The organism is Bacillus sp. FSL L8-0358 (genome assembly GCF_038593095.1).
GTDB classification, from domain to species: Bacteria; Bacillota; Bacilli; order Bacillales; family Bacillaceae; genus Bacillus; species Bacillus subtilis.
This window is the reverse complement of sequence record NZ_CP151962.1, coordinates 2644959-2669291: the sequence shown is the minus strand read 5'-3', so window position 1 is coordinate 2669291 and position 24333 is coordinate 2644959. Positions and strand designations below refer to the sequence as shown.

General features: G+C 43.4%; 26 protein-coding genes. 23 read left to right on the top strand and 3 right to left on the bottom strand.

From position 1 onward, the window contains the following. Positions 1-44 precede the first annotated feature (44 nt). The 11 genes from NYE49_RS13805 (at position 45) to NYE49_RS13755 (ending at position 9214) form a co-directional block, all read left to right on the top strand. On the top strand, positions 45-311 hold the full coding sequence (locus tag NYE49_RS13805) for an IreB family regulatory phosphoprotein (protein ID WP_003225903.1): 267 nt from the start codon (positions 45-47) through the stop codon (positions 309-311). 7 nt (positions 312-318) lie between these two features. After that, positions 319-735, top strand: a complete 417-nt coding sequence (gene ruvX, locus NYE49_RS13800; protein WP_003229795.1) for a Holliday junction resolvase RuvX — start codon at positions 319-321, stop codon at positions 733-735. Between the two features lie 17 nt (positions 736-752). Further along, the gene (locus tag NYE49_RS13795; protein WP_003246199.1) at positions 753-1034 is read left to right on the top strand and encodes a DUF1292 domain-containing protein; all 282 of its coding nucleotides are present in this window, start codon (positions 753-755) and stop codon (positions 1032-1034) included. Between the two features lie 130 nt (positions 1035-1164). Continuing rightward, a complete protein-coding gene (gene mltG / locus NYE49_RS13790; protein ID WP_003229799.1) occupies positions 1165-2247 on the top strand; it encodes an endolytic transglycosylase MltG in 1083 nt (360 codons plus the stop codon). Between the two features lie 151 nt (positions 2248-2398). Next, positions 2399-3052, top strand: coding sequence for an O-methyltransferase (locus NYE49_RS13785; protein ID WP_015384228.1), 654 nt, complete (start codon positions 2399-2401; stop codon positions 3050-3052). A 5-nt stretch (positions 3053-3057) separates the two neighbouring features. Further along, positions 3058-3987 (top strand): peptidase U32 family protein, encoded by a 930-nt coding sequence (locus NYE49_RS13780; protein WP_342410316.1) that lies wholly within the window; start codon positions 3058-3060, stop codon positions 3985-3987. 18 nt (positions 3988-4005) lie between these two features. Next, positions 4006-5274 (top strand): U32 family peptidase, encoded by a 1269-nt coding sequence (locus NYE49_RS13775; RefSeq protein WP_015384226.1) that lies wholly within the window; start codon positions 4006-4008, stop codon positions 5272-5274. Between the two features lie 6 nt (positions 5275-5280). Further along, positions 5281-5916: a uridine kinase gene (gene udk / locus NYE49_RS13770; protein WP_003225916.1), complete on the top strand. Its 636-nt coding sequence runs from the start codon at positions 5281-5283 to the stop codon at positions 5914-5916. 250 nt (positions 5917-6166) lie between these two features. Further along, positions 6167-6640: a transcription elongation factor GreA gene (greA, locus tag NYE49_RS13765; protein ID WP_004399078.1), complete on the top strand. Its 474-nt coding sequence runs from the start codon at positions 6167-6169 to the stop codon at positions 6638-6640. Positions 6641-6693: 53 nt separating this feature from the next. Then, positions 6694-8448, top strand: a complete 1755-nt coding sequence (locus tag NYE49_RS13760) for a penicillin-binding protein 2 (RefSeq protein WP_032726287.1) — start codon at positions 6694-6696, stop codon at positions 8446-8448. Between the two features lie 64 nt (positions 8449-8512). Continuing rightward, positions 8513-9214, top strand: coding sequence for a YrrS family protein (locus NYE49_RS13755; protein WP_047182953.1), 702 nt, complete (start codon positions 8513-8515; stop codon positions 9212-9214). 36 nt (positions 9215-9250) lie between these two features. Here NYE49_RS13755 and NYE49_RS13750 read toward each other — a convergent pair whose 3' ends face one another. Further along, entirely contained in the window at positions 9251-9454 is a 204-nt protein-coding gene (locus NYE49_RS13750) for a YrzA family protein (protein ID WP_014477495.1), read from the bottom strand. A gap of 192 nt (positions 9455-9646) precedes the next feature. On the opposite strand from NYE49_RS13750, the gene NYE49_RS13745 reads away from it, so the two are divergent. The 5 genes from NYE49_RS13745 (at position 9647) to NYE49_RS13725 (ending at position 13446) form a co-directional block, all read left to right on the top strand. Then, positions 9647-10288: a class I SAM-dependent methyltransferase gene (locus tag NYE49_RS13745; RefSeq protein WP_047182952.1), complete on the top strand. Its 642-nt coding sequence runs from the start codon at positions 9647-9649 to the stop codon at positions 10286-10288. Between the two features lie 20 nt (positions 10289-10308). Then, on the top strand, positions 10309-11004 hold the full coding sequence (gene mtnN / locus NYE49_RS13740) for a 5'-methylthioadenosine/S-adenosylhomocysteine nucleosidase (protein ID WP_047182951.1): 696 nt from the start codon (positions 10309-10311) through the stop codon (positions 11002-11004). A gap of 64 nt (positions 11005-11068) precedes the next feature. Next, positions 11069-11992, top strand: a complete 924-nt coding sequence (locus NYE49_RS13735) for an O-acetylserine dependent cystathionine beta-synthase (RefSeq protein ID WP_047182950.1) — start codon at positions 11069-11071, stop codon at positions 11990-11992. A gap of 1 nt (position 11993) precedes the next feature. After that, on the top strand, positions 11994-13133 hold the full coding sequence (locus tag NYE49_RS13730; protein ID WP_047182949.1) for a bifunctional cystathionine gamma-lyase/homocysteine desulfhydrase: 1140 nt from the start codon (positions 11994-11996) through the stop codon (positions 13131-13133). Positions 13134-13215: 82 nt separating this feature from the next. Next, the gene (locus NYE49_RS13725; RefSeq protein ID WP_047182948.1) at positions 13216-13446 is read left to right on the top strand and encodes a YrhC family protein; all 231 of its coding nucleotides are present in this window, start codon (positions 13216-13218) and stop codon (positions 13444-13446) included. A gap of 36 nt (positions 13447-13482) precedes the next feature. Here NYE49_RS13725 and NYE49_RS13720 read toward each other — a convergent pair whose 3' ends face one another. Further along, positions 13483-13965 carry a DUF1641 domain-containing protein gene (locus tag NYE49_RS13720; protein ID WP_003229812.1) on the bottom strand — a complete coding sequence of 161 codons (483 nt, stop codon included), beginning with the start codon at positions 13963-13965 and terminating at the stop codon, positions 13483-13485. 18 nt (positions 13966-13983) lie between these two features. Next, entirely contained in the window at positions 13984-16926 is a 2943-nt protein-coding gene (gene fdhF / locus NYE49_RS13715; protein WP_342410314.1) for a formate dehydrogenase subunit alpha, read from the bottom strand. Between the two features lie 315 nt (positions 16927-17241). Between fdhF and NYE49_RS13710 the strand changes: the two genes are divergently transcribed. From NYE49_RS13710 to cypB, 7 genes are all read left to right on the top strand, one after another. Then, a complete protein-coding gene (locus NYE49_RS13710) occupies positions 17242-17610 on the top strand; it encodes a DUF2294 domain-containing protein (protein WP_004398508.1) in 369 nt (122 codons plus the stop codon). Between the two features lie 262 nt (positions 17611-17872). Further along, on the top strand, positions 17873-18673 hold the full coding sequence (locus tag NYE49_RS13705; protein ID WP_047182946.1) for a formate/nitrite transporter family protein: 801 nt from the start codon (positions 17873-17875) through the stop codon (positions 18671-18673). Positions 18674-19061: 388 nt separating this feature from the next. After that, on the top strand, positions 19062-19211 hold the full coding sequence (locus NYE49_RS13700; RefSeq protein ID WP_004399102.1) for a YrzI family small protein: 150 nt from the start codon (positions 19062-19064) through the stop codon (positions 19209-19211). A 156-nt stretch (positions 19212-19367) separates the two neighbouring features. After that, positions 19368-19526, top strand: coding sequence for a hypothetical protein (locus tag NYE49_RS13695; RefSeq protein WP_003229817.1), 159 nt, complete (start codon positions 19368-19370; stop codon positions 19524-19526). A gap of 187 nt (positions 19527-19713) precedes the next feature. Continuing rightward, positions 19714-20256 carry a methyltransferase domain-containing protein gene (locus NYE49_RS13690; protein ID WP_015483492.1) on the top strand — a complete coding sequence of 181 codons (543 nt, stop codon included), beginning with the start codon at positions 19714-19716 and terminating at the stop codon, positions 20254-20256. 222 nt (positions 20257-20478) lie between these two features. After that, positions 20479-21063, top strand: coding sequence for a transcriptional regulator FatR (gene fatR, locus NYE49_RS13685; RefSeq protein ID WP_015483491.1), 585 nt, complete (start codon positions 20479-20481; stop codon positions 21061-21063). 16 nt (positions 21064-21079) lie between these two features. Further along, complete coding sequence (gene cypB, locus NYE49_RS13680) at positions 21080-24244, top strand: bifunctional cytochrome P450/NADPH--P450 reductase CypB (RefSeq protein WP_047182945.1); 3165 nt, start codon at positions 21080-21082, stop codon at positions 24242-24244. Positions 24245-24333 lie beyond the last annotated feature (89 nt).

Here is a 24333-nt window from a genome sequence, read left to right as displayed (position 1 = left end):
CAGGCTGAACTTTGCCTGCGAATTTGGGAAAGAGGTGCAAAACGGTGAGCTCGTTTGATAAAACGATGAAATTTAATTTCTCCGATGATTCTGCTGAGACTAACGTAAATGAGGTGCTGATTACAGTGTATGACGCGCTTCAGGAAAAGGGCTACAATCCAATCAACCAGATTGTCGGATACTTGCTGTCAGGTGATCCCGCTTATATTCCTAGGCATCGTGACGCTCGCAATTTAATTCGCAAACTTGAAAGAGACGAATTAATCGAGGAATTGGTGAAGTCTTATTTAGAACAGCATAAAGAGGCGTAAATAAAGAATGAGAATATTAGGACTCGATTTAGGAACCAAAACACTCGGTGTAGCTCTGAGCGATGAAATGGGCTGGACTGCTCAAGGCATTGAGACCATAAAAATAAATGAAGCAGAAGGCGATTATGGTTTATCCCGTTTATCTGAACTGATAAAGGACTATACTATAGATAAAATCGTGCTCGGCTTTCCTAAGAACATGAACGGAACAGTCGGCCCGAGAGGCGAAGCCAGCCAAACATTTGCGAAAGTGCTTGAAACAACGTACAATGTTCCTGTTGTGCTGTGGGACGAGCGTCTTACCACAATGGCGGCTGAAAAAATGCTGATTGCAGCTGACGTCAGCAGGCAAAAACGAAAAAAAGTCATTGATAAAATGGCGGCTGTTATGATTTTACAAGGATATCTTGACAGCTTAAATTAAAGCCAGAGGTGAAGAAAATGGAACACGGCGAAAAAAATATTACAATTGTTGACGATCAAGGAAATGAACAGCTTTGTGAAGTGCTGTTTACATTTGAAAACGAAGAGTTTGGCAAGTCTTATGTCTTGTACTATCCAATCGAATCAAAAGATGACGAAGAAGTAGAAATTCTTGCATCCAGCTTCACGCCAAACGAAGACGGTGAAAACGGTGAGCTATTCCCGATTGAAACTGACGAAGAATGGGATATGATCGAAGAAACACTAAACACATTCTTAGCGGACGAAGACGAAGAGTAAAACATCGCGCCAAACCAAAGCCGGAGCTATACTGCTCCGGCTTTTTTCTGCTTTATGCAGGCCTCTTTTTGTAATAAATTGCCGAAACACAATGAATCATGTAGTATAAGAGCTGATGGGAGGAGACCTAATGTATATCAATCAGCAAAAAAAATCGTTTTTTAATAAAAAAAGAATCATACTGTCTTCCATTGTTGTGCTGTTTCTCATCATTGGCGGGGCATTTTTATATGGGAAATCATTGCTTGAACCTGTTGAAAAAGACAGTAAAACGACAGTTAATATTAACATTCCGAGCGGTTCGTCTGTTTCAGCCATCGCATCGATATTAAAGAAAAATGATGTCATAAAAAGCGAGAAGGCGTTTCAGTACTATGTGAAATATAAAGGTGCTTCCGGGTTTCAGGCAGGATTCTACCATCTGAATAAAGGTATGGATTTAGATGCCATTATTCAGAAGCTGACAAGCGGGGCTACAGGCTACGCTTTTCAAATCACAGTGACTGAGGGAGCACAGCTGACCCAAATCGCGGCTGCTATTGCTGATGAAACAAAATACTCTAAAAAACAAGTCATAGCGAAGCTGGACGATGAAACATTTATCAATCAGCTGAAGAAAGAATTCCCGGACACTGTGACAAATGATGTTTTCAATAAAAACATTAAGCACCCGCTTGAAGGGTACCTATTCCCGGCTACATACCCTTTTAACGATCCGGACACATCACTTGAAGACATTATCAAGGCAATGATTAAGCAGACAAATTCTTATGTGGAAACATATAAATCAGAAATGAAGAAAAACAAAGTTTCTGTGCATAAGCTGCTGACAATGGCTTCTTTGATAGAAGAAGAAGCGACTGAAAAAGCCGACCGCCATAAAATTGCGAGCGTCTTTTATAACCGCCTGAAAAAGAAAATGCCGCTCCAAACAGATCCGACCGTGCTGTACGCGGCAGGCAAGCATAAAGATCGGGTTCTTTATAAGGATCTGGAAATCGATTCGCCATACAATACGTATAAAAACACAGGGCTGACGCCAGGGCCGATTGCCAATGCCGGCATGTCGTCATGGGAAGCGGCGCTGCATCCGGATAAAACGGATTATCTGTATTTCTTGGCCAAATCAAATGGTGAGGTCGTATTTACAAAAACGCTAAAAGAGCATAATAAAGCAAAAGAAAAATACATTTCCTCAAAAAACGAGAAATAAAAGGAGAGCAAAAAGCTCTCCTTTTGTTCGCTTTCCGCAAGGTTTTATGATAAAATATATCGGGTTGTTTACCGATGTATCATGATGTATTCAGAGAGTGTCCTGCGCATAAGACTGGGGCACTCCTTTTTAGAACGGGAGGCTGTTTGTAGTGACTGACCGGTATGAACAAATAAATGACTATATAGAAGCATTATTAAAGCCTCGGCCGGATAACGTGAAGAAGCTTGAAGCATATGCAGAAGAACATCATGTCCCGATCATGGAAAAAGCGGGCATGGAGGTGCTGCTTCAAATTTTGTCTGTGAAACAGCCGAAAAAAATACTAGAAATCGGAACGGCCATTGGTTATTCAGCTATTCGAATGGCGCTGGAGCTGCCGTCTGCTGAAATATATACAATTGAACGCAATGAGAAACGGCATGAAGAAGCGGTAAACAATATCAAGGAATTTCAGCTTGATGACCGGATTCATGTTTTTTACGGAGATGCGCTTGAATTAGCCGACGCCGTTCATGTAACTGCGCCTTACGATGTCATTTTTATTGACGCTGCAAAAGGTCAGTATCAAAACTTTTTTCATTTATATGAACCGATGCTTTCACCGGACGGGGTGATTATAACAGACAACGTGCTGTTTAAAGGTCTGGTGGCAGAGGATTACAGCAAAATAGAACCGAAGAGAAGGCGCAGGCTTGTAACAAAAATTGATGAATATAATCATTGGCTGATGAATCATCCGGATTATCAAACTGCGATTATTCCTGTCGGAGACGGACTTGCGATTAGTAAAAAGAAGAGGTGAACGTCATGAAAAAACCAGAGCTCTTAGTGACGCCGACGAGTACAGCGGACATTTTGCCGCTCATACAGGCGGGGGCAACTGCGTTTTTAGTTGGGGAACAGAGATACGGCTTGAGATTAGCCGGAGAATTTTCTCGTGAAGATATAACAAAAGCCGTAGAGATTGCTCACAAAGAAGGGGCAAAAGTATACGTTGCTGTAAATGCAATTTTCCATAACGATAAAGTGGGTGAGCTTGGCGAATATCTGGCTTTCTTGGCAGAAGCCGGTGTCGATGCAGCGGTATTCGGCGATCCTGCCGTGCTGATGGCTGCCCGTGAATCTGCGCCTGCTCTGAAGCTTCATTGGAGCACAGAAACGACAGGCACCAACTATTATACATGCAACTACTGGGGACGCAAGGGTGCGGCGCGTTCTGTGCTTGCCAGAGAATTAAACATGGACAGCATTGTTGAGATTAAAGAAAATGCTGAAGTCGAAATTGAAATCCAGGTGCATGGAATGACGTGCATGTTCCAATCGAAGCGTTCTTTGATTGGAAACTATTTTGAATATCAGGGCAAAGTCATGGACATTGAAAGAAAGAAAAAAGAATCAGGCATGTTTTTACACGATAAAGAACGTGATAATAAATATCCGATTTTCGAAGATGAAAACGGCACTCACATCATGAGCCCGAACGATGTGTGCATCATTGATGAGCTCGAGGAATTGATAGATGCCGGAATTGATTCTTTCAAGATCGACGGTGTTTTGAAAACGTCTGAATACCTAATAGAAGTCACCAAAATGTACAGAGAAGCAATTGATTTGTGCGTGGAAAACCGTGGCGAATACGAAGCGAAAAAAGAAGACTGGATCGAACGCATTGAAAGCATCCAGCCAGTAAACAGAAAAATTGATACCGGATTCTTCTTCAAGGAAACGGTTTATTAATCAAAAGGAGGTTAAGCTATGACTGCCGTAAATGATAATATATCCACAATCGTTAATGGAAAGCGTGTGATTACGAAAAAGCCGGAGCTTCTCGCACCTGCGGGTAATCTTGAAAAGCTGAAAATCGCTGTTCATTACGGAGCGGACGCGGTCTTTATCGGGGGACAGGAATACGGGCTGCGCTCGAATGCCGATAACTTTACGATCGAAGAAATTGCAGAAGGCGTTGAATTCGCAAAGAAATATGGCGCGAAGATCTACGTAACAACGAATATTTTCGCTCATAATGAAAACATGGACGGGCTTGAAGACTATTTAAAAGCGCTTGGAGACGCCAACGTTGCCGGTATTATTGTGGCAGATCCGCTTATTATTGAAACATGCCGCAGAGTGGCGCCGAATGTTGAGGTTCACTTGAGCACACAGCAGTCTCTTTCAAACTGGAAGGCTGTCCAGTTCTGGAAGGAAGAAGGTCTCGACCGCGTCGTGCTGGCACGTGAAACAAGCGCTCTTGAAATCAGAGAAATGAAAGAAAAGGTAGATATCGAAATCGAATCCTTCATTCATGGCGCAATGTGTATCGCATATTCCGGCCGCTGCGTGCTGAGCAATCACATGACAGCTCGGGATTCCAACCGCGGAGGCTGCTGCCAGTCATGCCGCTGGGATTATGATCTCTATCAAACAGACGGTGCCAACGCCGTTGCTTTGTATGGTGAAGAAGATGCACCATTTGCGATGAGCCCGAAAGATTTGAAGCTGATTGAATCCATTCCGAAAATGATTGAAATGGGGATCGACAGCTTAAAGATTGAAGGCCGCATGAAATCCATTCACTATGTAGCAACTGTTGTCAGCGTATACCGCAAAGTAATCGATGCTTATTGCGCTGATCCAGAGAACTTTGTGATTCAAAAAGAATGGCTTGAAGAGCTTGATAAGTGCGCCAACAGGGACACTGCGACAGCTTTCTTTGAAGGAACGCCAGGCTATGAAGAGCAAATGTTCGGCGAACACGCCAAGAAAACGACATATGATTTTGTCGGCTTAGTGCTGAATTATGATGAAGATACACAAATGGTCACGCTTCAGCAGCGCAATTTCTTCAAAAAAGGCGACGAAGTGGAATTTTTCGGTCCAGAAATCGAAAACTTTACACATACGATTGAAACCATTTGGGACGAAGACGGAAATGAGCTAGATGCTGCCCGCCATCCCCTGCAAATTGTCAAATTCAAACTAGACAAAAAGATTTATCCGAGCAACATGATGAGAAAGGGGAAGTAACAGCCCATGGGTAAGAATCCAGTAGTCATTGGAATCGCAGGAGGTTCCGGTTCAGGAAAAACGAGTGTCACACGGTCCATTTATGAACAGTTTAAAGGACACTCAATTTTAATGATCCAGCAGGACCTTTATTATAAAGACCAAAGCCATCTTCCGTTTGAAGAAAGGCTGAACACAAACTATGATCATCCGCTTGCGTTTGATAATGACTATTTAATCGAGCATATTCAGGATCTATTGAATTACCGCCCGATTGAAAAGCCGATTTATGACTATAAGCTTCACACACGTTCAGAAGAAACGGTTCACGTAGAGCCAAAGGATGTTATTATCCTTGAAGGAATTCTTGTTCTTGAAGACAAAAGGCTTCGTGATCTGATGGATATCAAGCTTTATGTTGATACGGACGCTGACTTGCGTATCATCAGACGGATTATGAGAGATATTAATGAGCGCGGACGCTCTATTGATTCTGTCATTGAACAATATGTGTCAGTGGTCCGTCCGATGCATAACCAATTCGTCGAGCCGACGAAACGATACGCTGATATTATTATCCCGGAAGGCGGTCAGAATCACGTCGCAATTGATCTGATGGTCACAAAAATTCAAACCATTCTTGAACAAAACGCGATTTTGTAATACCATAGCATAGACATAAATAACTCTGACCATATTATGTATAGGCAGGAAGGGAATGTGCGAATTCCCTTCTTTCCCTGTTTATAAACGCGAAATATTTGCAGAACGACAAGATTCAGTTTAAGATAAACAGTACCTATATGGGAGAGAAGAACGAGGACTGCCCTGTGTTCTCATTCTTGTATTTTTTAGTTTATGCTCTCATACATAATCGAAGATGTTGAGGGACAACCAGAAGGAGTGAAGGGACATGGCACAAGAGAAAGTTTTTCCTATGACTGCAGAAGGAAAACAAAAACTTGAACAAGAATTAGAATATTTGAAAACGGTTAAACGAAAAGAAGTAGTAGAGCGCATCAAAATTGCGAGAAGCTTCGGAGACCTTTCCGAGAACTCTGAATACGATTCAGCGAAAGAAGAGCAGGCATTTGTAGAGGGCCGCGTGACGACTCTTGAAAATATGATTCGCAATGCGAAAATCATTGAAGATGACGGCGGCTCTAACGTTGTCGGTTTGGGTAAAACCGTCACTTTCGTCGAACTGCCTGACGGTGACGAAGAATCATATACGATCGTCGGAAGCGCGGAAGCTGACCCGTTTGAAGGAAAAATCTCAAACGATTCACCGATCGCAAAAAGCCTCTTGGGCAAAAAAGTAGATGAAGAAGTCACAGTACAAACACCGGGCGGAGAAATGCTCGTGAAAATTGTGAAAATTTCATAATATCTGTTTAGCAGCGAAACACCTCGTCCACAATGTGGGTGAGGTGTTTTTTTATGAAGATATCGAAACGAATGAAGCTGGCAGTCATCGCTTTTTTGATTGTATTTTTTCTGCTTCTGCTGAGGCTTGCAGAAATCCAGCTGTTTTTCACAGAATCATTTTCTAAAAAGAAAATTAATTTGATTCAAGAAAGTGTGAAACAGCGGACGGAGGAAGTGCTCATTTCAGATGGAAGAGGCTCTTTTTTAGATCGAAACGGGCGGGCGCTGACAGGACAAAGCGAGCCTGCGGTTGTTTTGTTCCCTTTTCTGCTGACGCAGGATTGGCCGATCAAAAAAGTTGCGGACATCCTCGGCATGTCTGAAGATGATTTGCGCCAGACACTAGGTAAGGCAAAAAAACCGGTCATTTTGCAGCAAAAGAAAATCAAAACACTTTCAAAACAATCTATCACAAAAATCAATTCTTTGAAATATCCCGGCATTTACGGCGTATATATGGAGAATGAAGACAAGCCCAGCCTTGCTTCACATACGATAGGGAGCACGAACCAAGATCCGGCGCTGCTTCGCAAGAAATATCCTGACAAAGAGAGCCTTCCGATTACAACAGAAATCGGAACAACCGGTTTAGAACGGACATTTGACGAGTTTTTGCTTCCGGAACAAGACACAAAGCTTTTATATCATGTGGACGGAAAAGGAAACCCTTTGTTTGGCATGGACGTCAAATATACAGCTGAAGCCAATACATTTTATCCGCTCCAGGTCAAAACAACGATCGATCAAAGCATTCAAAAAGTGATGGAGGAGGTATTGGATGAACAGGGGCTGAAAAAGGGAGGAGCTGTGCTGCTGGACATCGAAAATAGCAGTGTTCTGGGAATTGTAAGCAAACCAGATGCGGATGTGTCCCGGCAAAACACACTTCAAAATTATATGCTGACGCCAATCTATCCCGGATCAGTTTTTAAAACAGTCATTGCCGCAGCTGCAATCGAAAATAATATGGTGAAGCCTAGTCAAACCTTTAATTGCAATTTAAACCTGTACGGGGAACCGGGGGACGACAAAGGAACCTTGTCTTTTGATGAAAGTTTTGCCCAAAGCTGTAATTACACATTTACGAGCCTTGCAGAACAATTAATGAAAAAAGACAGCTCGGTTATTGAAGATATGTCCGAGAAGCTGGCTCTTACTGATCGGGCAGGCTGGGAGGGAAAACTGTACCACGAAACCGATTTCCGCCAGCTGTATAACGAAAAAAGCGGCGTGATTTGGGGGGATGAAAAAGACAAATCAGTCAAAAAAGCCATTGCGCAAACAGCAATCGGGCAGAAAAATGTAAAGGTAACGCCGCTGGAGGTAGCCAATATGATGGCGACAATCGCCCGCGGCGGAGAAAAACGGCAGGTGAAAATTGCCGAACAAATTGAGTATAAGAACGGCACAACGCTCGTTACGTTTAAAGATCAGAAGCTCAAAGGGGAAACGATAGACAAATATACGTCACAGCAGCTTCAAAAAATACTGCGGCGGGTGGTAGAATCTCCTTCCGGAACGGGCAGAAGGTTTCAAGATCTTCCGTATACTGTAGCAGGGAAGTCGGGCACAGCTCAGACAGGCAAGCTTTCAAAAGAGAAGGAAACACTCTATGAAAAATGGTTTGCCGGATATTTTCCCGCGGATAAGCCGAAATACGCTCTGGTTGTTTTACACATGGATACACCGGGAGATAAGGCTCTGACAAATTCGGTGTTTTATGATATTGTTAAAAAAGTACACGAAATTGAAATCAATCAGAAATAGAACAACTTCTCAGCACATGTTAAAATATATGCTGAGCCAAGAGGGATAAAGGAGTGCAGAATTATTGAGCAATAATCAATCTCGTTATGAAAATCGTGATAAACGCAGAAAAGCCAATTTAGTGCTTAACATTTTAATCGCAATCGTATCCATACTAATTGTCGTAGTAGCAGCGAATCTCTTCATTAACAGTCCTTCTAGCAAAGATGTCAGCAAGGATTCTGAAACGGCGCAAAAACAGGAATCTCCGGCTTCAGGAAAGACGGAAAAGAAATCGGATGAGGATATAAAAGACAGCAAGAAAGATACATCTGACAGCGAAAAGGATTCTGAGAAGTCTTCTGACTCTGATTCCAAAAAAGATGATTCTTCTTCTAAAAAAGATGACTCTGATTCAGATTCAAGCTCAGATTCAGCCGGTGACGGGCTTAAAGATGCAAAAGTAACAGAAGGCGGCTCATCGAGCGATGTGGAAAAAACGTATGAAAATCCTGACTGGAAAGCAGTCGGAACTGAGCAGACTGGCGAGCATGCCGCTACTTATGATTCAAGCTCACAAGACTGGGCTGAGATGCTGAAAGCCATTTCATACGCAACTGGTGTCTCAACAGATAACATGACGGTGCTCTGGCTTGGAAATAACGGCAGCCCTCAGGATGCTAAAGGCAAGATTTTGGACAAAGCGACTGGGAATAAATATCAAGTCACGATTACATGGGTCGATGAAAAAGGCTGGAAGCCGATAAAAGTAGAAAAGCTAAAATAAACAAAAGCAGCCGGGTTACAACCGGCTGCTTTTGTTTTAGGCTTCAGCTGCGAAATGAACCACCGCGCTGTACAATATTCGTCCTTCTGCCACAGCAGTTTGGTGTGAAACAGATTTCACCCGGAGCATGATGGCTTTATTGTTTTCAATTTGTGTATTGATTTTCTTTTCAAGCTCCTGCAATGAAGCCGCTTCAAAAAATTCCACTTTGTCTTTAATCAGATCTAATTGAAAATTCATGTCTTGACCCTCCAGCTTTCACAAGTCATATGAAGTATAAGCTTTTTTGCGGTCAATGCGCAATATGAGATGGCATTAAATACACAAAGTGTTTTAGTACCTGCTTTTCAGAAGATGTGGTATTATAGGAACTGTTCCATCATTAATTCATAGTATGCTTATAGGAATTATTAAATATGGAGTGTGACAAATATGGGACGTGAATTTATCCCTCTCTTTGAAGATTGGGCAGCAACTTATGATCAAACAGTACAAGGTTTAGATATTCAGTATAAAGAAGCGTTCAGAGGCTACGATCATATCCTTGATGCCATCGTCAGCAAATCTGGAACTCATGTGTTAGAATTTGGCCCGGGGACCGGGAATTTGACAGCTAAGCTGCTCGATGCAGGCAAAACTGTATTTGGAATCGAACCTTCTCCAGCAATGCGTAAACTGGCTTCTGACAAGCTTTCAGGCAGGACGGCAATCGTTGATGGAGACTTCCTGACATTCCCTGAGCCGCCATTTCAGGCTGATACAATTGTCAGTTCATATGCTTTTCATCATTTGACTGACGAAGAAAAACGGGCTGCCATAAAGCAATATGGCAAATACCTTCACTTGCATGATAAAATAGTGTTTGCCGATACCGTCTTTGAAGATGCGCAAGCGTATCAACAGGCTATCGATAAAGCCCGTTCTCAAGGCTTCTATCAGCTTGCAAATGATTTAGAGACAGAGCATTATCCTACATTGGATGCGTTGAAAGAAATGTTTACAGCTGAAGGTTTTGCAGTCCGATTCACTCAGCAAAACGACTTCGTGTGGATAATGGAGGCGATCAAACGGTAAAGTGAAGGGAATGTGAATAGATGAGACTAGCAGTCATCGGAGCAATGGAAGAGGAAGTTACCATCCTAAGAAACAAACTTGAAAATGCAAAAACAGAAACGATCGCACACTGTGAATTTACAACAGGCGAATATGAAGGAACTGAAGTGATTCTTTTAAAATCAGGAATTGGAAAAGTAAATGCTGCTATCAGCACAACGCTTCTGCTTGACCGTTACAAGCCTGATTATGTCATTAACACAGGCTCAGCCGGCGGATTTCATCATACATTGAATGTAGGGGATGTCGTCATTTCCACTGACGTTCGCCACCATGATGTAGACGTAACGGCTTTTGACTATGAATACGGCCAAGTGCCGGGCCTTCCGGCTGCTTATGCGGCGGATGAAAAGCTGATCAGCATCACGGAAGAAGCGGTATCTGAACTCAACGGCATTCAGGTTGCAAAAGGAACGATTGCAACAGGCGATTCTTTCATGAACGATCCGAAGCGGGTTGAAGAGGTGCGTGCGAGATTTTCTGATTTGTATGCGGTTGAAATGGAGGCTGCGGCAGTGGCTCAAGTGTGCCATCAATTTAAAACGCCGTTTGTCGTCATCAGAGCGTTATCTGATATCGCAGGAAAAGAATCACATGTTTCATTTGACCAATTTTTAGAGCAGGCGGCTGTCAATTCAACAGAGCTTGTGTTAAAGGTGATCAAACGAATTCATTAAAACGGGGAGAACGTTCTCCTCCGTTTTTCCTACAAAACAACCTCTATTAAGGAGGAGGACATATATGACAGTGATTACGGACATTACTGAGCTGATTGGGAATACACCGCTTCTCCGCTTGAAGAACTTTGATGTTCCAGAAGGAGTCGCGGTGTATGCCAAGCTTGAAATGATGAATCCCGGGGGAAGCATCAAAGACAGACTGGGAGATATGCTGATTCGTGACGCGCTCGATTCAGGCAAGTTGAAACCTGGCGGAGTGATTATAGAAGCTACAGCAGGCAATACAGGGATCGGCCTTGCGCTAAGTGCCAGAAAATATGGGTTGAAAGCGATTTTCTGTGTCCCTGAACATTTCAGCAGAGAGAAACAGCAAATTATGCAAGCGCTTGGCGCATCAATCATTCATACACCGCGTCAAGACGGAATGCAGGGCGCCATTCAAAAAGCCATTCAGCTGGAGACTGAAATTGAAAATTCTTATTGCGTTTTGCAATTTAAAAACCAAGTAAATCCATCGACTTACTATAAGACGCTTGGACCTGAAATGTGGGAAGCGCTTGACGGGAATGTTCATACGTTTGTCGCAGGGGCAGGATCAGGGGGCACGTTCGCAGGAACAGCTTCCTTCTTAAAAGAAAAAAATCCAGCAGTCAAAACGGTGATTGTTGAACCGGAGGGCTCGATTTTAAACGGAGGAGAGCCCCACGCTCATAAAACAGAGGGCATCGGCATGGAGTTTATCCCCGATTATATGAATAAGAGCCATTTTGACGAGATCTACACCGTAACAGATGAGAATGCGTTTAGACTTGTGAAAGAAGCGGCAGAAAAAGAAGGCCTGCTGATCGGAAGCTCTTCAGGTGCAGCGCTTTATGCAGCATTGGAGGAAGCGAAAAAAGCATCGGCGGGAACTAACATTGTCACAGTATTTCCTGACAGCAGCGATCGATATATCAGCAAACAAATATACGAAGGAGGCATCTGATATGAAGAAAAAAACATTGATGATACATGGCGGAATCACAGGTGATGAGAAAACAGGCGCAGTTTCCGTGCCCATTTATCAAGTAAGCACGTACAAGCAGCCGAAAGCAGGGCAGCATACAGGGTACGAGTATTCAAGAACGGCCAATCCGACTCGAACCGCTCTCGAAGCACTTGTGACAGAACTGGAAAGCGGGGAAGCAGGCTATGCGTTCAGCTCAGGAATGGCTGCCATTACAGCGGTTATGATGCTGTTTAACAGCGGAGATCATGTCGTGTTGACTGATGATGTGTACGGCGGAACATACCGCGTGATGACAAAGGTGCTTAACCGTCTTGGCATTGAATCAACATTTGTCGATACGAGCAGCAGAGAAGAAGTTGAAAAAGCGATTCGCCCTAATACAAAAGCCATTTATATTGAAACACCGACAAACCCGTTGCTCAAAATCACCGACTTGACGCTCATGGCTGATATCGCAAAAAAAGCGGGTGTTCTGCTTATTGTAGACAATACCTTTTACACTCCTTATTTTCAGCAGCCGCTTACTTTAGGCGCTGATATCGTACTTCACAGTGCGACAAAATATCTTGGCGGACACAGTGATGTCGTCGGAGGTTTAGTTGTGACAGCTTCGAAAGAGCTTGCAGAAGAGCTGCATTTTGTGCAAAACTCCACAGGCGGCGTGCTTGGCCCTCAAGATTCCTGGCTGTTAATGAGAGGAATCAAAACGTTGGGACTCAGAATGGAAGCGATCGATCAAAATGCGCGGAAAATCGCAAGCTTACTTGAGAATCACCCTGCTGTCCAAACGTTATATTATCCTGGTTCTTCAAATCATCCCGAACATGAGCTTGCAAAAACGCAAGGATCTGGCTTCGGCGGCATGATCTCCTTTGATATTGGCAGTGAAGAACGGGTTGATGCGTTTTTAGGAAATCTGAAACTGTTTACCATTGCTGAAAGCCTGGGGGCGGTTGAAAGCTTAATTTCTGTTCCGGCAAGAATGACACATGCCTCTATTCCGAGAGAACGCCGGCTTGAGCTCGGCATTACGGACGGCTTGATCAGAATTTCTGTAGGAATTGAAGATGCGGAAGACTTGTTGGAAGATATCGGCCAAGCGCTTGAAAATATATAACAAATGGATAGAATTACTTTCTCTGTAAGCCGCCGGATTATATTATAATAGTCGTATACTATGAATCTGGCAGGTGATTCTTTTGATCAAAAATAGAATGAAATCTTTAAAAGAAGATTACAAGCATTTTGCTTTTACATTGCTTGCAGTCAGCACTTTTTTATATATAGGCGCAGTTCTCCCTGATCAAGGCTTAACATTAGGCCAGAAATCGACGATGTTTTTAGCGGATTGCGTATTTTTAGCCGGTGCCTTCTTTTGCGCTGACCGTTCACTTATTTACAAGAAGCGTTTGGAAGAAGCCGACGAATAAAAAAACAGCCATCATCAAGCGATGGCTGTTTTTCTGTTATTGTTCTCGAAGTTCTTTTCCCATGCCTTTTAAAAACTGAAGGCCGAAGCCGACGGCTCTGTTGATGTCAGGGTCGTTCATTGCTTTTAACAGGTCGAGAACCCCGACTTTCTTGTCTTCTTTTAAAAAGCTTTGTGCCTGTTCAGTCCCAGCCATTACGCTTTCTAAAAGCTTTGCTGTAAACTCAGGATCAGCTTTTGTCAATGCGCCTCCGGCGGCCATCATCGTGTTGATGAGGTTGGTGACAGGCTCGCGGGAAACTTGGCCAAGCGCAATCTTGGCAATGTCTTCCTTCGCTCTGAGCATGCTTGTTGCCGCATCAAAAATTCCAAGATCATTGAGTTCATTCATTAACGTCATCGTTTTAGAGACGGCGTCCTCATTTTCCGCCAGCAGCTCTTTCAGTTCTTCTATTTTTTCAAGCTTAATTTGCTCAGCTGTTTTTGTTTCTTTTTTGATCGTCGTAATCGGAGTGGCCATTCGTTTTCCTCCTATCGTTTAATCAGTCAGATGGACATAGCCAGGGCGGTTCCATTTTCTTTCCGCTTCGACTCCGTTTTGCGGATGCCGTTTTTTGTTGCGCGGATTGGTTTTTGGAAGCGGCGCTGTTTCACAGCCGCCAAGCACTTCCATGCGGACCTTTGTCTGTTTATAAGCAGGCGTGTTCGTCCGTTTATCAGCTGCAGGGCCCGTCAAGAAGTTAATCGCTGACTCCTTGTCTGTCGAGTTCATTGGCAGATAGAGTTCATTTTTCCGTACCCGGTCTGTGATCAGCGCGTTCAATTTGACTGCTCCGAACGGAGAAACGAGCCGTACAAGCGAACCGTCACAAACACCTCGCTCTTGTGCAAGCACAGGTGAGATCTCAACGAATACATTCGGCACTTTTGCTTGAATGCCTTTCGATTTATTTGTCATATTTCCTTCATGGAAATGCTCCAGCATCCGGCCGTTATTGATATGAAGGTCATATTCCTCCGGAAATGCCGCTGGCTCGGTCCAATCAGAAAGGGCAAAGCGGGCTTTTTTGTCAGGGAAATTAAATCCGTCTTCATACAGAAGCGGTGTGCTTTCACCTGTGAAGCTGCCCCATAGGAAGCTGTTCCAGCCTTCAAGCACCTCATAGCTTGCTTTGGCAAACAGAGGAGAAAGACTCGCCATTTCAGAGAAAATGTCACTTGGATGGCTGTAAGTCCAATTCGCTCCTAAACGGTTTGCCACCTCTTGAATAATCCACCAGTCCGGTTTTGCGTCACCAAGCGTCGGAAGCGCCTGATACAATCGCTGGACACGGCGTTCTGTGTTGGTAAATGTTCCGTCTTTTTCAAGTGAAGGAGTGGCCGGCAAGACGACATCGGCATATTGAGCTGTTCTTGACAGGAAGATGTCCTGTACCACGAAGAAATCAAGGCTTGATAAAATATCATGCACATGGTTCGCGTTTGAATCGACCAGTGCCATATCCTCACCGACAAGATACATAGCTTTCATTTTTCCTTCTTCAATGGCATGAAGCATTTGAATATTATCTAAACCAGGCTTTCCATCTATCTCGACACCATATGCCTCTTCAAATTTAGCACGGGCTTTGTCATCTGTAATATGCTGATATCCCGGCAGCCAGCCAGGCAATGTTCCCATATCACAAGCGCCTTGCACGTTATTGTGTCCGCGCAGAGGATAAGCGCCGGCACCTGGACGGCGATAGTTGCCCGTAGCGAGAAGCAGGTTTGAAATGGCTGCTGATGTATCAGAACCGCCTGTATTTTGTGTGACACCCATTCCCCAAAGGACACAAGTGCCGTCAGCATCACGAATCATTTCAGCAATTTGAATGATGTTTTCTTTTGAAAGGCCTGTGATGCGTTCTGCATAATCAAGCGTATACGTTTTAAGGGTTTCTTTATAATCTTCAAAGTAATTGACGTTCTCATCAATAAACGCCTGATCGTGCCAGCCTTGGTCGATCATATATTTCGTAACAGCCATTAGCCAAACTTGGTCTGTGCCTTGTTTAGGGCTGATGAACAGATCAGATCGCTCAGCCATCTCATTTTTACGCAGGTCGGCAACAATCAGTTTTTGACCGTGGAGCTTGTGTGCCCGTTTGACGCGTGTTGCGAGCACTGGGTGTCCTTCCGCCGGATTGGCACCGACAATGATGACGAGACCTGCTTTGGCAATATCTTTAATCGTGCCGGCGTCACCGCCCATGCCGACAGTGCGGAACAATCCGTCTGTAGCAGGAGACTGGCAGTAGCGTGAGCAGTTATCGACGTTGTTTGTTTCAAATACCTGACGCGCTAGTTTTTGAATGACGTAGTTTTCTTCATTCGTAATTTTAGAAGAAGAAATAAACCCGACAGAGCCTTTACCGTACTGCTCTTTGATTGATCCTAATCTGCTTGCGACAAGATCGAGGGCTTCTTCCCAAGAAGATTCCACAAAGGCTCCGTTTTTACGGATTAAAGGCTTTGTGATCCGTTCTTTTGAATTGACGAAATCCCAGCCGAATTTCCCTTTGACACATGTGGAAATCGCGTTAACCGGAGCATCAGAAACAGGCTGGATCTTTAAAATATCCCGTCCTTTTGTCCATACTTCAAATGAACATCCGACACCGCAGAACGTACATACAGTTTTCGTTTTTTTCGTTCTCGTTTCACGCATTGCCGCTTCGACTTCAGAAATGGCAAAAATGCTGCCATACCCCGGTTCAACATTTTTCACGAGATCAATCATCGGTTCCATGACGTCCTCTTTAATGCCTGTCATAAAGCCAGCCTGCCCGAGCATTGATTTTTCCATCAGTGCATTACATGGACATACTGTTACACACTGACCGCAGCTGACACAGGAAGATTCATTGATCGGAACTCCCTCATCCCAAATGACGCGAGGGCGTTCGCGTTCCCAGTCGATTGAGAGTGTTTCATTTACCTGAAGGTTTTGACAGACCTCAACACACTGGCCGCAGGCAATACATTGGTTTGGATCATAGCGGTAAAAAGGATGAGACATATCAACCGCGCAAGAAGGATCTTCTTTTGGCGTGTATGGGTATTTTTGATGCTCGATCCCCATCATTTCCGCAGTATTATGCAGCGTACAGTTTCCATTGTTGTTATCGCAAACTGTACAATACAGCAAATGATTTTCAAGAAGGCGGTCCATCGCTTCGGTTTGCGCTTCTTTCACTCGATTTCCTGATAGATCAATAGACATCCCGTTTTCTGCAACCGTCGCGCATGAACGAACCAGCTTGCCGTTTGCCTCTACTATGCAAGTATCACAAGTTTGAATCGGGTCAACCTCTGGTACGTGGCAAATCTGCGGGTACTCAATTCCGTTTTCATTTAAAATATCTAAAATTGTGGCCCCTGCTCGTGCTTGAATTTCTGTTCCGTCTACACGGACACTGATCGACTTAACGTCCATCATATTCATATTCCCCTCCATCTTTCTTTCAAGAAGTCAAAAAAAGCCATGTATAGATACACCTGCCCTTTATTCTAAGAAGGTGTAAACACACATGGCGGAATAGTTCACTAGCAAGTCTTACTAACAGACCAATCCTTGATTTTTATAAAACGATAGACTCATAACAAGATCCTATTACAAATCCATCAACACTGCTTTTATTATAATGTGATATTTATTATAATACAATATGGCAGGAAAATTTTAACCAAGTGAAATGTCCTGAGGGGAACCGGGAAAAGCCTTTATAAGGCAATATCGGAAGGGGTAATCAGCATGTCTAAAAAAATTCATGAATTCAATGATATTATTCGAAAACTTCGCAAAGAATTGTTCGGAAAAGGGCCTGAGAGAATTCATACTGTATTTGTAGAAAACATGGCAGTTTCAACACTATATGGAAATCTGAGTGCAAGCGAGCAGTTTATCGCCCGCACGCCTGAAGGAAGAGAGATGGTACATGCGGCCCGGACAAGCCTAATTCAAGACCTTTATTCCAAACAAACACCGGAAGGAATGGAGGAACTCATGGGAGCTAAGCTAGTCCATTTGTTTTCTGATATTAAAATTGAGGAAAACATAGCTGTATCTGTATTTGTTTTTGACCGAAAAATAGATGAGCAAAAAGAAGCTCTGCAAAGCTAGTATATTTGTCATTGACACAAATTTGTCACATTTGTTATGATGTTGCTACAGTTATAGAAGGCTAAAGCAATGGAATGTATGCACGAACTGTATATATTCTCTTTCAATATCTTACATACTGCTTGATATTGTTGTATGGGTATGCATACAAGTTAGGCAGCATTCAAACGCCTGGTTTGACACAGGTTATTTGAGTGCTGCCTTTTTTATTGCCTTTCTTGCATAACTGTGAGAAAAGAAGAAGTAATGGAGGCGTTTAATTATGGCTTTTCGAAAACCGGATGAAATAGCGGAAGCAGCAATTGAAGCAGGGATGAAAAAAATAAAGCTCCCGCTGTTGTCACTGCTTGTGCTGGGGTTTTTAGGCGGTGCATTTATTGCGCTTGGGTATTTGCTTGATATCAGGGTAATCGGCGATCTTCCGAAAGAATGGGGGAGCCTGTCCAGTTTGATTGGTGCAGCAGTATTTCCAGTCGGCCTGATCCTTGTCGTACTCGCTGGCGCTGAACTGATCACAGGCAATATGATGTCAGTTGCGATGGCGTTATTTTCGAGAAAAATATCAGTAAAAGAGTTAGCGATTAACTGGGGAATCGTCACAATTATGAACTTAATCGGCGCATTGTTTGTTGCGTACTTTTTCGGGCATTTGGTTGGATTGACTGAAACAGGTCCTTATTTAGAAAAAACGATTGCCGTTGCCCAAGGAAAGCTTGATATGAGCTTTGGCAAGATTCTCATTTCCGCCATCGGCTGTAACTGGCTTGTATGTCTTGCAGTGTGGCTTTCTTTCGGCGCCCAAGACGCAGCAGGAAAAATCCTTGGCATCTGGTTCCCAATCATGGCTTTTGTGGCTATCGGATTTCAGCACGTTGTCGCCAACATGTTTGTGATTCCTGCTGCCATTTTTGCAGGCTCATTCACGTGGGGGCAGTTCATCGGAAACATCATTCCGGCTTTTATCGGTAATGTCATCGGCGGAGCTGTATTTGTGGGTCTCATTTATTTTATTGCATATCATAAGAAAGACCGTTCCAGAAAAGAAATGAAGCAGGTGTCATGACCAACGGGCAAATCCATTCGATGATTTGCACAATTTCCGTCCATTTTTAGAAAAAGATGTTTACAAAATGGAATTTGGTGGATATACTTACAAAGTAAGAAAAAAGCAAAGGAGGCTGAACCAAAATGACAATGAGACAACGACGTCAACCTGTACGTGATACACATGTAAAAGTTCATGGTTTATTCAGCCTGTGGAAGAGTTCGTGTCCTTCCTTAACCGATGCTTATCGCACGCATTAAATTCGGAATAGACGGACATACGCAACTCCCCGCAGGCAGTAGAGGCATTGGTGTCTTCTTTTGTCTGCGGTTTTTATTTGCCCGCAGCAGAAGGGGTGTGCCGCGGGTTATTTCGCTTGTGCGGACTTTGAAAGGGGGTGAGCGATATGACGATTAACCTATTCTTTTTAACGTTAACGATTAAAAAACGGTTTAAAAGCCTGGAAGAATTCGAACGAGAACAGCAGATTGAGCAGATTTATGATGAAATGAAAGAGTCTCAGTTAAAGCATCTTTATTTAACAAACTGGCGCTAAAAGCAACGAAAAAAACTGAAGGGGGAATGGCATATGCTTAGAATGGAATTATTGATGCATTATACAATGGAGAAGGACCAAGTTTAGCGAAACAGCTGTCAAGAAAATGCCTGCCTGCATACAATAAATCAACGTTACTGTGAGGCAGGTGATGGCATGATGAACGATTATCAAAAAAGGCTGCCGTCGATTGGCCATGGTTATGCGTCCATGCCGCATTCCTTCAAACATGGTTATGGAAATCCATTCCGACAGCAGAGGCTGATGGCAATGCAGCAGCAAAGGCTGTATGTATTCCCTTATCATTGGCATTAGAAAGAGGGCAGAAAACATTTTGTTTTCTGCTTTTTTTGCGGAAAAAAATGAAAAAGTTTAGTTCTATTGAAACATTTTTCAATACATTGCCGTCTAGTTGGTACCTTCCTTCACTTTTAGAATGAAGATGATGTTTATTTTTTGAATATAATAAATAAACATAGGAAACCAAAAGCAGGTGTTTAAAATGCTAGAAAATAGACTCTATAAACGATCGGATTTTTGGAAATTATTTTCTCGGAAATATAAGCTAACCAAAACAATTGAGCATATGATGATTGACTCTATAGATATACAAGGAAATGACAGAATTTTAGAAATTGGAATTGGAAATGGCACTGTCTTTAAAAGCATAACCAAGAAACTAGAAAAGGGAAGCCTAAAAAGCATTGATCCTTCAAAACGAAAGGTAAGACAGATATCACGTGCGAATCGAAAGAACATGGGGAACGGGGAGGTTTGTCATGGCTATCCAGAGGACATTCCCTTTGATGACCGTACCTTTAATAAAGTCTTTTCTTTACATACGGTTCAAAGCTGCACCGATATTAGGCTTGCATTAAGAGAAATTTACAGGGTGCTTCAAATTGACGGCCGGTTTTATATCAGTATTGACACAAATACCGGTGAAAAAGAGAAAACGTATATTCAACTGCTGAAAGACCAGCATTTCAGGGATCTTTCTGTTATCCGGCGTGATTCCTGTCTATGTATTGTGGCTGTTAAATAAAAAATTTCTCGGGAAATATATCCAAGATCCTCGCTTTAGGATTTGGGTATATTTTCTTAATTTTTTATTTTTTGCATATACTTTATATTAAAAAAAGTTTTTTTCATATAAACTTATAACAGAAGAAAGAACAAAGAGGTGATTTCAGACAGGGCAGACATTCTTTGTGAACAAAAGGAATGAATATTCATTCCGCAAACGAATCGGAGGTTGTCAGATTACATGTTATCCGCATCCAGCAGTAAATACGACATGATTATGAAAGCGTCGGTCTCACTTTTTACGGAAAGGGGTTTTGACGCTACCACTATTCCTATGATAGCTGAACGTGCTCATGTAGGGACAGGAACGATCTATCGTTATTTTGACAGCAAAGAAACACTCGTCAACGTACTGTTTCAAGAAAGCATCCAGCGATTTACGGAAAAACTGAAGCAAGACGTTTCAGAATTGCCTGTCAGAGAAGGCTTTCACCACGTATTTTGCTGTCTCGTTCAGTTTACGAAAGAGAGCGACTATGCGCTTTTTTTTCTTGAAACCAAAAAAGATGCTCATTACTTAAATCATACAAGCAAAAAAATGATAGAAAATCTGACTCAAATGCTTGATGACTATTTTAATAAGGGAAAAGCGGAAGGCGTGATTCGCAACCTGCCCTCTAATGTGTTAATTGCGATTGTATTAGGGGCGTTTCTCAAGATATATCAGCTCGTCCAAACAGGTGATATAGAGATGGACACTGATTTAATTACTGAATTGGAACAATGCTGCTGGGACGCCATTAAGCTTCATTCATCACAAAAATAAGGAAAGGGAGATGTTAATGAAACAGGCAAGCGCAATACCTCAGCCCAAAACATACGGACCTTTAAAAAATCTTCCGCATCTGGAAAAAGAACAGCTTTCTCAATCCTTATGGCGGATAGCTGATGAATTGGGACCGATTTTCCGTTTTGATTTTCCGGGAGTATCCAGTGTTTTTGTCTCGGGCCACAATCTTGTGGCTGAAGTATGTGATGAAAGCCGCTTCGACAAGAACCTTGGCAAAGGCTTGCAAAAGGTGCGCGAGTTCGGGGGAGATGGCTTATTTACAAGCTGGACGCACGAACCGAACTGGCAAAAAGCCCACCGCATTTTGCTGCCGAGTTTTAGTCAAAAAGCGATGAAAGGCTATCATTCTATGATGCTGGATATCGCAACCCAGCTGATTCAAAAGTGGAGCCGGTTAAACCCTAATGAAGAAATTGATGTAGCGGACGATATGACACGTCTGACGCTTGATACGATTGGGTTATGCGGGTTTAACTATCGATTCAACAGCTTTTACCGTGATTCACAGCATCCGTTTATCACCAGTATGCTCCGTGCCTTAAAAGAGGCGATGAATCAATCGAAAAGACTGGGCCTGCAAGATAAAATGATGGTGAAAACGAAGCTGCAGTTCCAAAAGGATATAGAAGTCATGAACTCCCTGGTTGATAGAATGATAGCGGAGCGAAAGGCGAATCCGGATGATAACATCAAGGATCTCTTGTCTCTCATGCTTTATGCCAAAGATCCAGTAACGGGTGAAACGCTGGATGACGAAAACATTCGATACCAAATCATCACATTTTTAATTGCTGGACATGAGACAACAAGCGGGTTGCTTTCCTTTGCGATTTATTGTCTGCTTACACATCCGGAAAAACTGAAAAAAGCTCAGGAGGAAGCGGATCGCGTGTTAACAGATGACACGCCTGAATATAAACAAATCCAGCAGCTCAAATACATTCGGATGGTTTTAAATGAAACCCTCAGACTGTATCCAACAGCTCCGGCTTTTTCTCTATATGCGAAGGAGGATACTGTTCTAGGCGGGGAATATCCGATCAGTAAAGGGCAGCCAGTCACTGTTTTAATTCCAAAACTGCACCGGGATCAAAACGCTTGGGGACCGGATGCGGAAGATTTCCGTCCGGAACGGTTTGAGGATCCTTCAAGTATCCCTCACCATGCGTATAAGCCGTTTGGAAACGGACAGCGCGCTTGTATTGGCATGCAGTTTGCTCTTCAAGAAGCGACAATGGTTCTCGGTCTTGTATTAAAGCATTTTGAATTGATAAACCATACTGGCTATGAACTAAAAATCAAAGAAGCATTAACGATCAAGCCGGATGATTTTAAAATTACTGTGAAACCGCGGAAAACAGCGGCAATCAATGTACAGAGAAAAGAACAGGCAGACATCAAAGCAGAAACAAAGCCAAAAGAAACCAAACCTATACACGGCACACCTTTACTCGTTCTTTACGGTTCAAACCTTGGGACAGCTGAGGGAATAGCCGGTGAACTGGCTGCTCAAGGCCGCCAGATGGGCTTTGCAGCTGAAACGGCTCCGCTTGATGATTATATCGGCAAGCTCCCTGAAGAAGGGGCAGTCGTCATTGTAACGGCTTCTTATAATGGGGCGCCGCCTGATAATGCTGCCGGCTTTGTAGAGTGGCTGAAAGAGCTTAAGGAAGGCCAATTGAAAGGTGTTTCCTATGCGGTATTCGGCTGCGGGAACCGGAGCTGGGCCAGCACGTATCAGCGGATTCCCCGCCTGATTGATGACATGATGAAAGCAAAGGGGGCATCGCGTTTAACAGAGATTGGGGAAGGTGACGCCGCCGATGATTTTGAAAGCCATCGCGAGTCTTGGGAAAACCGCTTCTGGAAGGAAACGATGGACGCATTTGATATTAACGAAATAGCCCAGAAAGAAGACAGGCCTTCATTATCGATTACTTTTCTCAGTGAGACGACGGAAACGCCGGTTGCTAAAGCATATGGCGCGTTTGAAGGGGTAGTGTTAGAGAATCGAGAACTCCAGACAGCTGACAGCACGCGTTCAACCCGCCATATTGAATTGGAAATTCCGGCTGGTAAAACATATAAAGAAGGCGATCATATCGGAATCATGCCGAAGAACAGCAGGGAGCTTGTTCAGCGGGTTCTCAGCCGATTCGGTTTGCAGTCCAATCATGTGATAAAAGTAAGCGGAAGCGCTCATATGGCTCATCTGCCGATGGATCGGCCGATAAAAGTAGTGGATTTATTGTCGTCCTATGTAGAGCTGCAGGAACCGGCATCAAGGCTTCAGCTTCGGGAGCTGGCCTCTTATACAGTTTGTCCGCCGCATCAAAAAGAGCTGGAACAGCTCGTTTCAGATGATGGCATTTACAAAGAGCAGGTACTTGCAAAACGTCTTACCATGCTTGATTTTTTAGAGGATTATCCTGCTTGCGAAATGCCGTTTGAACGGTTTTTAGCACTTTTGCCATCACTAAAACCGAGATACTATTCCATTTCAAGCTCACCGAAAGTTCATGCAAATATCGTGAGCATGACGGTAGGAGTTGTGAAAGCCTCAGCATGGAGCGGCCGAGGTGAATACCGGGGTGTCGCCTCTAATTATTTAGCAGAGTTGAATACAGGTGATGCAGCAGCCTGCTTCATTCGTACGCCGCAGTCCGGATTCCAGATGCCGGATGAGCCTGAAACGCCTATGATTATGGTCGGGCCGGGCACAGGAATTGCGCCATTCAGGGGCTTTATTCAGGCAAGATCGGTTTTGAAGAAGGAAGGAAGCACCCTTGGTGAAGCACTTTTATACTTCGGCTGCCGCCGCCCGGACCATGACGACCTTTACAAAGAAGAGCTGGATCAAGCGGAACAGGACGGTTTGGTCACAATCCGCCGATGCTACTCGCGCGTCGAAAACGAACCAAAAGAATATGTCCAGCACTTGCTCAAGCAAGATACGCAGAAATTGATGACACTCATTGAAAAAGGGGCTCATATTTACGTATGCGGTGATGGATCGCAAATGGCTCCTGATGTAGAGAAAACTTTGCGATTGGCGTATGAAGCTGAAAAAGGAGCAAGTCAGGAAGAATCAGCTGAATGGCTGCAAAAGCTGCAAGATCAAAAACGTTATGTAAAAGACGTTTGGACAGGAATGTAAAACATAAAATCCCGCCAATCTGATTGGCGGGATTGCTTTGCATGTGAGAAAACCGGCACGATAATGAAATCTACTGAAAAGGATGTTAT